This window comes from Bartonella sp. Raccoon60 (assembly GCF_002022585.1).
Lineage (GTDB): Bacteria > Pseudomonadota > Alphaproteobacteria > Rhizobiales > Rhizobiaceae > Bartonella > Bartonella rochalimae.
In genome coordinates, this window is sequence record NZ_CP019786.1 from 228,532 (window position 1) to 243,773 (window position 15,242).

The window sequence follows — 15,242 nt, forward strand, 5'->3', positions numbered from 1 at the left end:
CTTTTTTCTACAGATTAAAAGATAGAACCATTGATTCTAATGTTTCTTTACGTATTTATTGAGTGTATGATATTTTTTAGAAAGAAAGTTTCTCTCTTTGACGTTATTAAACATCATTGTTGGCTTCACTGCACTTTTCGTTATTGCTTCTATGTTAGCAATTTATACTTATGGTTGTTTCATTAGAAGTGCTAGAGGAGAGTCTTCTTATGCACTAAATGTTGAGAAAAGTGAGACTGAAATTGATCGTATAGTAAGCAGATTAGCAAAAGAGACAAATGGAGTGGGAATTGATAAGGATGCTCTTTCACTTATTGTAAGCAATTTAGATGCATTTTGTGTTCGTGCGATAGGTGCAGCAAAAGCTGGACGCAGTCTTGATCTGATGTATTACATTTGGAATGATGATTTAACAGGCCGTTTGCTGCTTAGCGAAGTAGTTAAGGCAGCTGATCGTGGTGTACGAGTGCGTCTTCTTTTAGATGATATTAATGCTCAGGGGCGTGATCCGGCTTATGTTGCACTTGATAAACATCCTCATATTGAGGTGAGAGTGTTTAATCCAGGGCGCGTACGTAAAGGTGGTTTACGCCGTGGTTTAGAGATTATATTACGGGCGATTATGGTAACGCGCAGAATGCACAATAAAGCCTTTATTGTTGATGGGCGTGTAGCTTTAGTAGGAGGGAGAAATCTTTCAGATGCTTATTTGGGTGTAAATAAACAGTCAAGTTTTCGAGATTTAGATCTCATGTTAATTGGACCATCGGTTAAAAAAATAGAAACGATCTTTGATAATTTTTGGAATAGCGCTGTGGTTTTACCGATACATACTTTGGTTGTTCCTGACAGAGAAGGAGATCTCGATATTTGGAAAGCTAAATTACGTAAATTCCGTAACTCAAAAGTTGCCAAAGTTTATTTAACTTATGTCAATAAGCATATCAATTTTGAATATTTTATTCAAATAGGTAAACGATTATTTGTAGCAGATAAAGTAGATGTTCTTTCAGATCCTCCAGAAAAGGCATTACGGAAGCATACGGCAAATTGGTTGATGGAAGCTCTTTCACAGGTTATTGATAGCGCAAAAAAAACAATTCAGATTACATCGCCTTATTTTGTTCCGGGTAAAGAAGGAACACGGAGTTTCCGCAATTTGGTATCAAAAGGTATTAATGTCAAAATTCTTACTAATTCTTTGGCAGCTACTGATGTGGCCATTGTACATGGAGGTTATGCGCCTTATCGTAAAGTGTTATTGAAAAGTGGTGTTCAACTCTATGAACTAAAACCAGATGGAGGAACTCACCGATTGCGGTTGTTTAGATCTAATAAGGCGAGTTTGCATACAAAAGCTTTTTTAATTGACTGTAAAACTGCTTTTATTGGATCTTTAAATTTTGATCCTCGTTCCGTTTCATTGAATACAGAAATGGGGATTCTTTTTGAATGCCCACCAATAGCAACGAGATTAGATTTGCTTTTTTCTGAAGAAACGACCGGTGAAATGAGTTATTGTTTACGTCTTGGTGATAATGATCGTATTTACTGGGATTTTGTTGAAAATGAGAAAAAATACAGCGTTGATTATGAACCAGAAAGTAATTTGAAGCGTCGTGCATTTGCAAAAATAATGAGTTGGTTACCCATTGAGTCGCAGTTATAGATTGTACACGTTCTATTTTAGAAAAATATTTATTTTCTCTTTTCATTTTATTGGTCACATGGCATAATTGACCGCCAATTCGTGACTTAAGAGAACTAAAGTTGCCCCTATAACTGTCACAGTGTTTTAGTATTAGAGGAATTTGGCTATGGCAAAAATTATTGAAACAAGCACAGGTGCATTGGCACTAACCTTTGATGATGTGCTTTTGCAGCCAGGTCATTCTCTCGTTATGCCTAGCCAAGTGGATCTTAAAACCCGTATTGCAGCAGATATTGAGTTGAATTTACCACTCCTTTCTGCTGCAATGGATACGGTTACAGAGTCTCGTTTAGCAATTGCTATGGCTCAAGCGGGTGGTCTTGGTGTTATTCATCGGAATATGTCTCCTGCGGAGCAAGCTGAAGAAGTACGTCAAGTGAAGAAATTTGAATCCGGTATGGTTGTTAATCCAGTGACCATTGGTCCTGATGCAACACTTGAAGAAGCTAAGGATTTGATGCGTGCTCATAGTATTTCAGGTATTCCAGTTGTTGAAAGTGGTGCTAAAGGCAAAATTTCTGGTCGACTTGTTGGCATTTTGACGAATAGGGATGTGCGTTTTGCATCAGATCCAAAACAAAAAATCTATGAATTAATGACGCATGAAAATTTAATTACAGTGCGTGAAAATGTTCAACTAGATGAAGCAAAATATCTTTTACATCATCATCGTATTGAAAAGTTACTTGTTGTAGATGAACAAGATCGCTGTGTTGGTTTGGTGACAGTTAAAGATATTGAAAAGGCACGATTAAATCCGAATGCTGCAAAAGATTCTCAGGGTCGTTTGCGTGTTGCTGCTGCGAGTAGTGTGGGGAATGAAGGAATCGAACGTGCTGAACACTTAATTGATGCGGGCGTTGATCTATTAGTAATTGATACGGCTCATGGTCATTCTCAACGTGTATTGGATATGGTTAAACGTATTAAAAAAATGACCTTTTCTACGGTTGTTATTGCTGGTAATGTAGCAACTCCTCAAGCAACACAAGCTTTGATTGATAGTGGTGCCGATGCGGTAAAGGTTGGTATTGGGCCTGGTTCTATTTGCACAACGCGAATTGTTGCAGGCGTTGGTGTTCCTCAACTTGCAGCTATTATGGGAGCTGCAGAAATTGCTGATAAAGCAGGCATTCCTATTATTGCTGATGGGGGTATCAAAGCTTCCGGTGATTTTGCTAAAGCTTTAGCAGGTGGTGCTTGTGCCGCTATGATTGGTTCTCTTCTAGCTGGTACAGAAGAAAGTCCAGGAGAAGTTTATCTCTATCAGGGCCGATCCTTTAAGGCTTATCGTGGTATGGGGTCAGTTGGTGCTATGGCAAGGGGATCAGCAGATCGTTATTTTCAGGCTGAAGTTCGAGATACACTCAAATTAGTGCCTGAAGGTGTTGAAGGGCAAGTGGCGTATAAAGGCCCCATCGCATCAGTTTTACATCAACTGGCAGGTGGATTGCGTGCTTCTATGGGGTATGTTGGAGCACAAAATTTAGCTGAGTTTCGTGAAAAAGCAACTTTCGTACGTATTACCAATGCTGGTCTTTATGAAAGCCATACACATGATGTTGCTATTACGCGTGAAAGTCCGAATTATCGCGGACCTATTTGATATGTAAAGGTTATCAGTACTTAGAATGAAATAATTAAGGTGTTGATTACTTTGTAAGGAGTTTTCCTCTTTAATTATTTCAGACTTAATAAAAGGAAAGAATTGGAGTATTAATTTCCAATTCTTTCTGGAAGTTGTAGTTATGTAGAAGTTATATAAATAAAGTTAACTTTTTACGTTCTTCCGTCCTGTTTTTGATGCATATTGGCTATTGTTAGCCATATCACCTTGGACGGATTTCTTGCTACCGTTTGAGGGCATTTTATTTTGGCTGCTTTTGGATGCAGTTGTTTTTCCATGACTAGAAGTCTTCATTATTTTCTCCTTTTTAATTATTTGGCATATACCAATTGTAAGACAAACGGTCATGCTAGAGAGTAGTTCCAATAATTTTCTAAAAAGTTCGTTTATGCTTTTTGAGGAGGAGAGATAAATCTATAGAATGTTTTCAAATGTATTTTCATTTTTCACAGAAAAATAAAATTCTGCAGAATATCATCTTTTGAATATTTATAGTTGCCTATTTAGGCAATCAATGTTTGTTTTTACTGATTTGATAATAATTTATAATTCTCTCATAATCATGACCGGAATAGGTGCGTTGTGGATGATAGTTTGACTTTTAGAGCCAAATAAAAAATTGTGCATTTTAGAATGATGGAAAGCACCCATAAGGAGCATATTCAGATTAAGTGGTTTTATATTATGAAGAACCATTTCTTCGAAATTAATTTCTGTTCTAAGTGGTTCAACATTAAATCCTGCAGATTGTAACCGCGTTAAGGTTTCATTAAAGCTATTTTGTATGGTTTGTGTTTGCTGTTCTGCCATCCCTAATATAAAGGTTACATTTTTAAAAAATTCTTGTGTGCAAATAAAATCAATAGCTTTCATAATTAATGGGCCACCATCAAAGGCTATTAGAATTCGTTGAATATTCTGGAAATGACGGGAGGCAACTAGAATTGGAAGTTCAGAAGAGCGTACGATATTTTCGAAGTTGAGTCCTAACCGCTTTTTATCAAGTCCTGTTTGTTCACCGCGTTTTCCAATTACAATCATTGATGATTGTTTCGTATAAATATTTAATGCATCTAAAAGAGTTCCATGACGCAGGCGTATTTCAACTTCGATTTGACTTTGAGAATTGAGATAATTTTTGGCTTCTTCTAAAGCGGTTTGTCCGATTTTTTGAGCAAGGAGCGCTTTAGCAAGAGTGGGATCTTGTTGTGCTAGGAGAGATGGATTCAGGATATTGCTATTAATATCCATTTGTTGTGTATCTGGTAAATGAATTTCTTCTTCTGATTTATCTAATACATATAACAATCGAATTGTTGTTTGCATAGATTTAGCAGCCCATAAAGCTAAATCACATACAGGATTTGCATATATTGAAGAATCAATAAGAGCGAGTATTGGTTTTGTCATTGCTAGTTTCTCAATGTTGTCATGTTATAGAATACTTCATTAGTTTCATTAAGGTTTATAAATTATAAGATGATTGCCTCTCTTTCACATTAGAATAAGACATTCTAGGTTATAGTACTAGCACTATTCGGTTTTCGATATCCATTTTTATTGTTTTAAAGTTAATGCTAAAAAATAAGTACGATAGTTTTTGTTTTTGAGTTAAATCATTTAGATTGTATAGAGATTGAATAGGAGAAGTAAATGCGATTGGGTGGGCGATTGCAGGCCGCAATAGATATTCTACAAGAAATAGAAACGTGTTATCGCCCTGCGGGTGAAGCTTTAAAAGATTGGGGACTTTCTCATCGTTTTGCTGGGGTAAATGATCGTGCAGCAATTGGGACGATTGTGTATGATGCTTTAAGGCGGCGTTATTCATTGCAATGGCGTATGGATAGCAATAATATTCGAGATGTAGTTTTTGGTACTTTGTTCGATTCTGGTATGTTAACGATTGAGCAAGTTGATAAAGTTTTAGAGGGAGATCGATTTGCACCGCAGTTATTGGCACCTCAGCAGAGGAAAGCATGGCAACAACGTCAGCTGGTAAATGCACCAGACTATATTCGCGCTGATATTCCCCAATGGTGTAAAGCTCATCTATATCCTTTATTTTCAGATAATTGGATTAAGGAAGCAGCTGCTTTAGCAACACGTCCTCCTTTAGATTTACGTGTGAACAGTTTAAAGGCAACGCCTAAGAAGGTTCTTAAAGCCTTAGAAAAAACAAAGGTTAAGCCTTTTTCATGGTTTCAGCAAGCATTAAGGATTGAACCGATTGAAAAATTTGAGCGCCATCCTAATGTTCAAGCTGAGGCCGCTTTTCAAAAAGGATATTTTGAAATACAGGATTTGGGATCTCAACTTGTTTCTTATCTTGTAGAAGCAAAAGCAGGTATGCAGTTATTAGATTATTGTGCAGGAGCTGGGGGGAAAACATTAGCATTAGCTGCCAATATGGAGAATCGAGGCCAAATTTATGCTTATGATTCAGAGAAGATTCGCTTGGCTCCTATCTTTAATCGACTTCAACGGGCTGGTATTCATAATGTACAACCACGAGTATATAAAGAAGAATTAAAATCATTAATAGGTCAAATGGATATCGTTTTATTGGATACTCCATGTAGTGGGACAGGAACATGGCGCCGTCGTCCAGATGCGAAATGGCGTTTGACCTTACAAAAAGTGCAACAACGTCAGGAAGAACAGTTCGCTATTTTGAATGAAGCCTTAATTTATATAAAGCCAGGAGGGCGTTTAGTTTATATTACCTGTTCTCTCTTTAATGATGAAAATGAAGAACAAATTTCTCGGTTTCTTCAAAAGCATTCTAATTTTCTTCCAATTAATATGCAGAAACTTTGGTATAGACATTTTAGTTCCTCAATTGTGCAACCGGCATTTTCAGATTATGGACTGACTTTATCACCAGCAGCAACTAAAACAGATGGTTTCTTTTTATCTATTTTACAAAAGGAATTCTAATGCGTATCTTGATTTTTTTCGCGCTTGTATTGGCAATAACCTTTTTCTTACGTCAATAGACTTGTGAAAAGAGAGAGATTGAATAATACATTTTTTTATTTTAGGTAATTATTGATTGGTTTTTTATGAGCACATTGCGTTCAGATACTATTCTTATCATTGATTTTGGTTCACAAGTTACGCAACTTATTGCACGACGGGTGCGAGAAATAGGTGTTTATTCTGAAATTGTTCCTTTTCAATCTGCTTTAGAGGGATTTAAGCGAATCGAGCCTCAAGCTGTTATTTTATCAGGCAGTCCTTATTCGACTGTCGATGATGGTTCGCCACGTGTTCCAATGGAGATTTTTAATGCTGGTATTCCGATTCTTGGTATTTGTTATGGTGAACAAGTTATGTGTGTTCAGCTTGGTGGAAAAGTTGAAAGAGGGCATGAACGTGAATTTGGACGCGCTTTGTTAGATATAAAAGAAGAAAGTGCTCTTTTTGATGGTGTTTGGGAGAAAGGATCGTGCCATCAAGTTTGGATGAGTCATGGTGATCGTGTGGTTGCTTTGCCAGAAGGCTTTCATGTCATTGGAGCATCACAAGGAGCTCCTTATGCTGCTATTGCTGACGAGAAACGTCGTTTTTATGCAGTGCAATTCCATCCTGAAGTTGTTCATACAACAGATGGAGCAAAACTCTTAAAAAATTTTGTTCATAAAATTTCTGGTCTTAAAAGTAATTGGTCAATGGCTGCTTATCGTGAACAGGCAGTTACTGCAATACGCGAAAAGGTTGGAAAAAGTCATGTAATTTGCGGTCTTTCAGGTGGTGTTGATTCATCTGTTGCAGCTATATTACTTCACGAGGCTGTAGGCGATCAGCTAACGTGTGTTTTTGTCGATCATGGGTTGATGCGTAAAAATGAGGCAGAAGAAGTTCTTACGCTTTTTCGAGGACATTATAACATAAAGCTGATTCATGTGAATGCTGCTGATATGTTTATTAATGCGCTTGAAGGTGAAACAGATCCAGAAAAAAAGCGGAAAATAATTGGTCGCCTTTTTATTGAAGTTTTTGAAGAAGAAACAAAAAAAATAGGAGGCGCCAAGTTCTTAGCACAAGGAACCCTTTATCCAGATGTCATTGAAAGTGTTTCAGCGATTGGTGAAGCCGTAACGATTAAAAGTCATCATAATGTAGGTGGGCTACCAGAACGGATGAAAATGCAACTTGTAGAGCCATTGCGTGAACTTTTTAAGGATGATGTTCGTTCTTTAGGGCGAGAATTAGGTTTACCTGAGCAGTTTATTGGGCGTCATCCTTTTCCAGGACCTGGTTTGGCAATTCGATGTCCGGGTGCAATTACACGCGAAAAATTAGAAATTTTGCGTGAGGCAGATGCTATTTATCTTGATGAAATCAGAAAAGCTGGCCTTTATGATAAAATTTGGCAAGCTTTTGCTGTTCTTCTTCCTGTTCAAACCGTTGGTGTAATGGGTGATGCACGTACTTATGAGTTTGTCTGCGCTCTTCGTGCTGTAACATCTGTAGACGGTATGACCGCTGACTTTTATCCGTATGATATGGAATTTTTGAGTAAAGTGGCAACACGTATTATTAATGAAGTCGAGGGTATTAACCGTGTTGTTTACGATATAACTTCCAAACCTCCTGGGACTATTGAGTGGGAATGATTGAAATTAAGAATAGTAAAGATATAGTTTTTTAGGATAGAGCATTTCAGAAAATTAGAAAAAATAAAAAAAGAAAATTGTTAAAGGCTTTGTATTAATGATTTTTAATCGTCATTAATCCTATTTAACGAATATTATTTGAAATTAAGAGAAGTTTGAAAATATGCTTAAAAAAAAAATTATAGCTCATCGTGGTGGAGCTGGTCTTTATTCTGAAAATACACTTTCAGCATTTCGTCATGCGATTGCATTGGGAGTGGACGAAATTGAATGCGATATTCACCTTCTTAAAAGCGGTGAAATTGTTATATTTCATGATTTCTTCCTTGAACAATTGATTGGGAAAAAAGGATATATTCATGAGATCGATAATGACACACGTCAGCGACTCCGCGTGAAAGGGAGTACTGAAGCACCTCCTTTACTAGAAGAGCTACTTGATCTTTTGGTGCCAACCAATGTAGCGCTTCATCTTGAAATCAAAACATGTGGTGAAATTGAGCGTGAAACTCTTTTATCTCAAAGAGCGCTTGAATTGATCAAAAGTCGAAACTTAGAAAAACGAGTTTCAGCAATTAGTTTTGATGCTAGGAGTCTTCGTCCTTTTATTGAAGCAGGAATAACATCTGGGCCATGTATTGATAGTTTTAAAGGTGATATGTCTTGTTGTTTTTCTGAATGGAAAAAATTAGGGTATTCTGATCTAAGTTTGGATAGCTCTATTGTATCACGAGACTTTATTGAATCGGCTCTTGATTCTGGCTTCAATGTAGGTGTATGGACAGTCAATGGAGTGTCTCGTTTGGCTCATTGGCTTGATATGCCAGTGCATTATATTACAACCGACCAACCTGATCTTGCTTTACGATTACGTTCGCAAAAATGAAAAAAGAGAGCTTTTCTTACTGATTAAGTAATCTGGAAGAAAATTTTTCTAGGTTGGTTATGTGCGTTTTCCTGTTTGTTTATTAAAAGTGTGAAAATTCTGATTGGGAACAGTGAAGCTTAGTTTTTGTCCATAATCATTTGTAAGACGTTCTTTGATTTCAACAGTGAAAATAATATTGTTCCAACGTGTTAAAACATGGCATCCTGTGCCTACAGGTTTTATAAGTTCGATATGTGCATGAAAAACAGGCCCTTGTTCCGGATATTCACCCAACAAAGTCGCTTCTGGCCTAAATGCTAAAATATCAGTTTCTTTGTTACAAGAAAATGAGAAGCCTAAATATTGCTCTAAGATTTGACGATCAAGAAAATTAATAGGTGGAGAACCAATAAAGCCAGCAACAAAGATTGTAGCTGGGTAATCATAGATTTCCATTGGCGTTCCAATTTGTTCAATACGTCCTTTATTCATGACAACTATTCGATCAGCTAATGTCATAGCTTCTAATTGATCGTGTGTGACATAAAGGCTCGTTGTTCCTAATGAACGCTGGAGTGTTTTAATTTCAATGCACATTTGAGCGCGTAATTTTGCGTCAAGATTTGAGAGTGGTTCATCAAAGAGAAAAACACGTGGTTGGCGAACAATAACACGTCCCATTGCAACACGTTGGCGTTGTCCTCCTGATAATTGTCGCGGTTTACGATCAAGAAATGGTTCTATTTCTAAAAGTTTTGCAGCATGAGCAATACGTTTGTTCATTTCCTCTTTAGGCGTTTTTCGATTCTTGAGGCCATATTCTAAGTTTCCACGTACAGTCATATGCGGATAAAGTGCGTAGTTTTGAAAAACCATAGCAATGTCACGATTTGCAGGTTCACGATTATTAATAAGCTCATTGTCAATATAGAGCTCACCAGAGGTAACTTGTTCAAGTCCTGCAATAATACGTAATAGGGTTGATTTTCCACATCCTGATGGACCAACAAGAACGAGAAGTTCTTTATCAGAAACAGTTAAATTCAAGTCATTAATAACCAGACTATCATTATCATACTGTTTCATTATATTAAATAGTTGGATTGTAGCCACAATTATTTCTCCGTTTCAATGAGACCTTTGACAAAAAGCCGCTGCATGAAGATAACGACTAAAACAGGCGGAGCCATAGCAACAACCGCTACTGCCATAAGGATATTCCATTGAGGATCATGTTGAAATGATTCAACAATGAGTTGTTTTAAGATAACAAGAACAGTTTGATGGTCTTGATCTGTTGTAGCAATAAGAGGCCAGAGATATTGTATCCATCCGTAAATGAACATAATGATGAATAAAGCAGCAATATTGCTTTTGCTAAGAGGGAGAAGAATATCCTTAAAAAATTTCAATGGTCCTGCACCATCAACGCGGGCAGCTTCTAAGAGCTCATCAGGGACAGTAAGGAAAAATTGACGAAATAAAAATGTAGCGGTTGCTGATGCAATTAATGGAATAATCATTCCACTATAAGTGTTTATCATTCCCAATTGTGCAACTATTGTATATGTTGGAATAATGCGGACTTCTATAGGAAGCATTAATGTAATAAAGATAAGAGCAAAAGCAGTTTTACGAAAGGGAAAACGCATATAGACAATTGCATAAGCAGAGAAGAGTGAAATAGTAATTTTTCCAATACTAATGCCAATAGCCATAATAAATGAGTTCATTAAAAGTGGCCAGAGACGTGGAAGACCAAGTTTTACAAGGCCATCACCAAAAATTGCTTTATAATTTTCTAAGCCATATTGTCCTGGTAAGAGTGGAAGTGTCCCTCCATTAAATGTTGCTGAATTATGTGTTGATGCAATAATGGCAATATAGACTGGAAAACAGATGATAAGAATACCAATAATGAGAATGAAATGAGTTAAAAAGTTCAAAAAAGGGCGGTTTTCAACCATAACTTCTCTCCTAATATTGGACCCGACGTTCAATCCAGCGGAATTGGATTAATGTTAAAATAATAACCATCAGCATTAATATGGTTGATTGTGCAGCTGATGCACCAATCATTTGATTTTTAAAGCCATCTTCATACACTTTATAGACGATTGTGCTGGTTGCTCGTGCAGGTCCTCCAGAAGTCATGTTATCAATAATGCCGAATGTATCAAACATGACATAATTGATATTGATGATCAGTAGAAAAAAAGTTGTTGGTGAAATTTGTGGAAAGATTATCGTCCAAAATCGTTTAAAAGGACCGGCACCATCAATGGCAGCTGCTTCTATTTGCGAGTGAGGAACGGATTGGAGACCAGCAAGGAAAAAGAGAAAATTATAGGAAATTTGTTGCCAGCTAGCAGCAATTACAACCAGAATCATAGCTTGCACACCGTTAATACGATGGTTCCATATAATACCTATTTTTTTAAGGAGAAAAGGAAAAGTACCGATAGTTGGATGGAAAATAAACAACCATAATACACCTGCTAATACAGGAGCAACAGCGTATGGCCAAAGTAAAAGCATAGTATAAGCTTTTTTTGCACGAATAACACGGTCAACAGAAACAGCTAGAAGAAGTGATATTGTCATCGAAACAAGTGTGACAGAAATAGAAAATATGATCGTTGTCAGCAGTGATTGTATATAAGTAGTATCAGAAAAGATAGTTATGTAGTTTTCAAGACCAATAAAGGTTGTTGAGAAACCAAAAGGATCTTCACGTTCAAAGGACGATTTTATTGCTTGAGCAGCGGGCCAAAGAAAAAATAAAAAAGTTACCACAAGTTGAGGAAAAAGTAGCCAATAAGGAAGGAGGCTATTTCTGAAATATGCATGTTTTTCTTGCATGTGCAGGGCTCTTTAATAAGAGTCATCGGGAAAAAGGAATTGAAATATATCGTTTTTCAAGATCTAATTTTTCAACTTTGAACAATGATCATGAAACGTTAATGATTGGCTTTTTCAAATTCACGCAAAAGTTTATTACCACGTTCAACTACTTCATCTAATCCCTCTTTTGGTGATTTAGAACCATTTAGAACAGCCTCTAATTCTTGATCAAGAATCGAACGAATTTGCGGTAAGCTACCAAACCTTATTCCTTTTGAATTTTCTGTTGGTGGATTTAAATTGATTTGTTGAATAGCAATATCTGCACCTGGATTCTTATCATAAAAATTTTGTTCTCGACTTAATTCGTAAGCGGCGTTTGTGAGAGGAAGGTATCCTGTTTTTTGATGCCATTTAGCTTGATTATTTGTTTGTGAGAGGAATTTAAGAAAAGCTGCTGCACCCGCGTATTCTTTAGATGTATGACCTTTCAAAATCCAAATAGAAGCACCACCAATAATTGAGTTTTGTGGTGCATCTTTTACATCATCATAATAGGGAAGCATACCAAATCCAACATTAAATTGGGCTTCTGAAACGATTCCACCACGTGATCCTGATGATTGTATTAAAATTGCACAACTTTGTGCCATAAACATTGGTGTTGAATCGAGTGCACCAGCTGGGCCACCGTAACGAAAAATACCTTTATCTGACCACCTTTTAAAATCTGTCCACATGCGTATTTGCAAAGGACTGTTCAATGTTAGTTCTGCATCAAGTCCATCAAGTCCATTTCTTTTTGTTCCTACAGGAATGTTATGAAATGCTGAAAAATTTTCTACGCCAATCCATTGTGCAGCATAAGTCATTGTAAAACCACAACTTGCAGCTTTACTATCAAGAATTTTTTGTGAAAAATCTTCTATATCTTTCCATGTTTTGGGTGGTTGTTCTGGATCAAGCCCCGCTTTTTTAAAAATATCCTTATTATAAAAAAGAATTGGAGCTGAAACATTAAATGGCATAGAGAGCATACGTCCTTGCGTATCAGAATAATAGCTACTGATAGCAGGTAAATAGTCTAAGGTATCAAATTCTTGCTTTGTGTCAGCCATGAGTTGATAAAGTGGATAGATCACACCTTTTGCAGCCATCATAGTACTTGTGCCAATTTCATAAATTTGAGCGAGAACCGGTTGTTTTTTCCCTCGAAATGCTGCGATAAGTGATATCATGCTTTCTTCATATTCCCCACGAAATGAAGGAATAATTTTGTAATCAGATTGGCTTTTATTAAAATCATTGATAAGATTTTCAGTTTGTTTTCCTAGATCTCCACTCATAGAGTGCCAGAAGCTAATTTTTGTTTGTGCAAAACCGGCTGTTGCTGCAGTTATAGCAATCATAAATGCTGCCGAGGAAAGATAAAGACGATTCATGATTCACCCTTTTTGAATTGATTGAGCACGGTTTTTCCAGAACTATTAATATAATTCATAAATATATCATGATGGTTCTATTTCGCAAAGATGCCATTTCATTTAAACATGAACCATGCAAAGGTCAAACGAATTTGTGTAAATTGACCAATTTTACAACTTTTATGATTGTCTGGATGTAGCTGTAACGGTTGCATTATAAAATGACAATAATTCTAAAAAAAATGAAAAAGGTAATGAGAGAGGCAAACAATTAAGGACATTTAGATGAAGTGAGATAGTCTTTAGGGTTATTGTTTAACATTCCAGTAATATTATGTGCCCTAACATTTGTTTATTGCGTTAATGATGGTGTTAACATTGTATTCCATCATATCAAGATAAGTCGCAGCAGGACCCTCTTTTTCGGATAATGCATCGGAATAAAGTACGCCCCCGATTTTTAAACCTGTTTCTTTTGAAATTTGTTCTATAAGACGAGGATTAGAGATGTTTTCAACAAATAATGCGGATACTTTATTGTTTTTAATTTGTTTAATAAGTTTGGCAACATCTGCTGCAGTAGCTTCTTTTGAAGCATTTTCAGGAGCAAGGATGGTGAATCCATATTCATGAGCAAAATAACTAAAGGCATTATGAGATGTGATAATAGTTCGCTTGTCTTTCGGGATAGTAGAAATTTGTGTTGTAATAGTTGTATGCAGTGCTTTTAGTTTTTGAATATAAGTCTGAGCGTTTTTGTTATAATTTTCACATGATTGTTGATCTATTTTACAGAAAGCAGCAGCAATATTCTTAACGTATGTTTCAACATTGGGGATAGTTTGCCAAGCATGTGGATCAATACTACCGTGGTAATGTGTCTTGTTACGTTGTTCATGTTTAATTTCTAATGGGGAAATATTAGCACTAACTTCTACAAGAAGTGCTTTTGTTCCAGTTGCTATCGTGAGCCGATTAATGAAATCTTCTAAATACAGACCGTTGATGAAAATAATATGAGCGTTTTTAATAGTTTTTGCATCACGGGGTGTTGGTTCGTAACTATGGATGCTTGTATTAGGACCAACAAAGGTGGTGATTGAGATATGATGGCCTCCTACATTTTTTACTAAGTCTGTAAGAATAGAAAAGCTTGTGACAACATTAATTTTTTGATGTGCAATGGCAGAAAGTGGGAAGAGAAGTAATAGAAGAGAGATCAGACGAAAAAATAGTTTAGCAAATTTATGCATGCTGTTTCCTTATGATGGAAAGGATGTATAGAAAAAGACGAGGAAACCAGGTTGCAATGAGTCCACGTGGACTTATAAGACAGGTGAGAAGATAGATAGAGCCTGCAACTATAATAATAGACGCACCAGAGGGTAGGGATTTATGAAAAGAGAGCAGGAGGCCAAATACACTGGCAATGATTCCTAAAATAATCGATAATATACAAATAGAGCCCAAACGCGAAAGCCAAAAACGGGCAGTGATGGCTGGAATCATCATAATGCCGACGGACATAAGTGTTCCTAATGATTGAAAACCGCCAACAAGGTTTAATACCATGAGCCCAAGTAATAACATGTGAACATATTTTCCTAGTGGAGAAAGTGATTTTAAAAATAGTGAATCAAAGCTTTCTACTACAAGAGCTCGCCAAAAAATACACAGACTACTTATTGTTATGAGCATTATAACAGTAATAAGCAAAATGGCTTGTATATTAATAGAAAGCACTGAACCGAATAAAAGATGCAATAAATCAATTGTTGATCCTTTGAGTGAAATAATTATGACACCTGTTGCCAATGCAAAAAGATAGAAGACAGTCATTGAGGCATCTTCTTTTTGAAAACTATTTCTTGAAATTAAAGTAGTTGCTAATGAAACAATAATACCAGCTCCAACTCCACCAAGAGTCATGAATATTGGAGAAAAACCACAGAAAAGAAAAGCAATGGCAACACCAGGAAGAATAGCGTGTGATATTGCATCACCTGTTAAGCTCATACCACGTAACATTAAAAATACCCCAATGGGACAAGCACTGATCGTTAATAAAACAGAACCAATTAAAGCATTTTGCATAAATTGGAAATCAATAAAAGGCGCGAAAAAAAATGCGTACACGTGTGATGAT

The 15,242-nt window shown here is 36.4% G+C and carries 13 protein-coding genes; 5 read left to right on the forward strand and 8 right to left on the reverse strand.

Annotation, left to right across the window (positions count from 1 at the left end; all coding sequences use genetic code 11):
- Positions 1 to 97 precede the first annotated feature (97 nt).
- Positions 98 to 1,669: a phospholipase D family protein gene (locus Bra60_RS00910; protein ID WP_035006286.1), complete on the forward strand. Its 1,572-nt coding sequence runs from the start codon at positions 98 to 100 to the stop codon at positions 1,667 to 1,669.
- Positions 1,670 to 1,817: 148 nt separating this feature from the next.
- Positions 1,818 to 3,317: an IMP dehydrogenase gene (guaB, locus tag Bra60_RS00915; RefSeq protein ID WP_035006285.1), complete on the forward strand. Its 1,500-nt coding sequence runs from the start codon at positions 1,818 to 1,820 to the stop codon at positions 3,315 to 3,317.
- Positions 3,318 to 3,482: 165 nt separating this feature from the next.
- On the opposite strand, the gene Bra60_RS07340 is transcribed toward guaB, so the two are convergent.
- On the reverse strand, positions 3,483 to 3,632 hold the full coding sequence (locus tag Bra60_RS07340; RefSeq protein ID WP_194284820.1) for a hypothetical protein: 150 nt from the start codon (positions 3,630 to 3,632) through the stop codon (positions 3,483 to 3,485).
- A 249-nt stretch (positions 3,633 to 3,881) separates the two neighbouring features.
- Complete coding sequence (locus Bra60_RS00920) at positions 3,882 to 4,748, reverse strand: universal stress protein (RefSeq protein ID WP_078688322.1); 867 nt, start codon at positions 4,746 to 4,748, stop codon at positions 3,882 to 3,884.
- 243 nt (positions 4,749 to 4,991) lie between these two features.
- On the opposite strand from Bra60_RS00920, the gene Bra60_RS00925 reads away from it, so the two are divergent.
- The 3 genes from Bra60_RS00925 (at position 4,992) to Bra60_RS00935 (ending at position 8,846) form a co-directional block, all read left to right on the forward strand.
- Positions 4,992 to 6,278 (forward strand): RsmB/NOP family class I SAM-dependent RNA methyltransferase, encoded by a 1,287-nt coding sequence (locus Bra60_RS00925; RefSeq protein WP_078697994.1) that lies wholly within the window; start codon positions 4,992 to 4,994, stop codon positions 6,276 to 6,278.
- Between the two features lie 125 nt (positions 6,279 to 6,403).
- Positions 6,404 to 7,960 carry a glutamine-hydrolyzing GMP synthase gene (guaA, locus tag Bra60_RS00930; protein ID WP_078688324.1) on the forward strand — a complete coding sequence of 519 codons (1,557 nt, stop codon included), beginning with the start codon at positions 6,404 to 6,406 and terminating at the stop codon, positions 7,958 to 7,960.
- Positions 7,961 to 8,123: 163 nt separating this feature from the next.
- The gene (locus tag Bra60_RS00935; protein ID WP_078688325.1) at positions 8,124 to 8,846 is read left to right on the forward strand and encodes a glycerophosphodiester phosphodiesterase; all 723 of its coding nucleotides are present in this window, start codon (positions 8,124 to 8,126) and stop codon (positions 8,844 to 8,846) included.
- 57 nt (positions 8,847 to 8,903) lie between these two features.
- Here Bra60_RS00935 and Bra60_RS00940 read toward each other — a convergent pair whose 3' ends face one another.
- From Bra60_RS00940 to Bra60_RS00965, 6 genes are all read right to left on the reverse strand, one after another.
- On the reverse strand, positions 8,904 to 9,941 hold the full coding sequence (locus Bra60_RS00940) for a sn-glycerol-3-phosphate import ATP-binding protein UgpC (RefSeq protein WP_035006280.1): 1,038 nt from the start codon (positions 9,939 to 9,941) through the stop codon (positions 8,904 to 8,906).
- 2 nt (positions 9,942 to 9,943) lie between these two features.
- Complete coding sequence (ugpE, locus tag Bra60_RS00945) at positions 9,944 to 10,795, reverse strand: sn-glycerol-3-phosphate ABC transporter permease UgpE (RefSeq protein WP_078688326.1); 852 nt, start codon at positions 10,793 to 10,795, stop codon at positions 9,944 to 9,946.
- Positions 10,796 to 10,805: 10 nt separating this feature from the next.
- The gene (ugpA, locus tag Bra60_RS00950; RefSeq protein ID WP_035006278.1) at positions 10,806 to 11,690 is read right to left on the reverse strand and encodes a sn-glycerol-3-phosphate ABC transporter permease UgpA; all 885 of its coding nucleotides are present in this window, start codon (positions 11,688 to 11,690) and stop codon (positions 10,806 to 10,808) included.
- 98 nt (positions 11,691 to 11,788) lie between these two features.
- On the reverse strand, positions 11,789 to 13,114 hold the full coding sequence (gene ugpB / locus Bra60_RS00955) for a sn-glycerol-3-phosphate ABC transporter substrate-binding protein UgpB (protein ID WP_078688327.1): 1,326 nt from the start codon (positions 13,112 to 13,114) through the stop codon (positions 11,789 to 11,791).
- A gap of 323 nt (positions 13,115 to 13,437) precedes the next feature.
- Positions 13,438 to 14,349, reverse strand: a complete 912-nt coding sequence (locus tag Bra60_RS00960) for a metal ABC transporter solute-binding protein, Zn/Mn family (RefSeq protein WP_035006276.1) — start codon at positions 14,347 to 14,349, stop codon at positions 13,438 to 13,440.
- Positions 14,342 to 15,232, reverse strand: coding sequence for a metal ABC transporter permease (locus Bra60_RS00965; protein ID WP_035006275.1), 891 nt, complete (start codon positions 15,230 to 15,232; stop codon positions 14,342 to 14,344). Before Bra60_RS00965 ends, Bra60_RS00960 begins: the two co-directional genes overlap by 8 nt.
- Between the last annotated feature and the right edge of the window lie 10 nt (positions 15,233 to 15,242).

Excerpts from the sequence above, each read along its gene's own strand:
- guaB (WP_035006285.1), top strand. The coding sequence starts at position 1,818 with ATGGCAAAAATTATTGAAACAAGCACAGGTGCATTGGCACTAACCTTT.
- Bra60_RS07340 (WP_194284820.1), bottom strand. The coding sequence starts at position 3,632 with ATGAAGACTTCTAGTCATGGAAAAACAACTGCATCCAAAAGCAGCCAA.
- Bra60_RS00920 (WP_078688322.1), bottom strand. The coding sequence starts at position 4,748 with ATGACAAAACCAATACTCGCTCTTATTGATTCTTCAATATATGCAAAT.
- Bra60_RS00925 (WP_078697994.1), top strand. The coding sequence starts at position 4,992 with ATGCGATTGGGTGGGCGATTGCAGGCCGCAATAGATATTCTACAAGAA.
- guaA (WP_078688324.1), top strand. The coding sequence starts at position 6,404 with ATGAGCACATTGCGTTCAGATACTATTCTTATCATTGATTTTGGTTCA.
- Bra60_RS00935 (WP_078688325.1), top strand. The coding sequence starts at position 8,124 with ATGCTTAAAAAAAAAATTATAGCTCATCGTGGTGGAGCTGGTCTTTAT.
- ugpE (WP_078688326.1), bottom strand. The coding sequence starts at position 10,795 with ATGGTTGAAAACCGCCCTTTTTTGAACTTTTTAACTCATTTCATTCTC.
- ugpA (WP_035006278.1), bottom strand. The coding sequence starts at position 11,690 with ATGCAAGAAAAACATGCATATTTCAGAAATAGCCTCCTTCCTTATTGG.
- ugpB (WP_078688327.1), bottom strand. The coding sequence starts at position 13,114 with ATGAATCGTCTTTATCTTTCCTCGGCAGCATTTATGATTGCTATAACT.
- Bra60_RS00960 (WP_035006276.1), bottom strand. The coding sequence starts at position 14,349 with ATGCATAAATTTGCTAAACTATTTTTTCGTCTGATCTCTCTTCTATTA.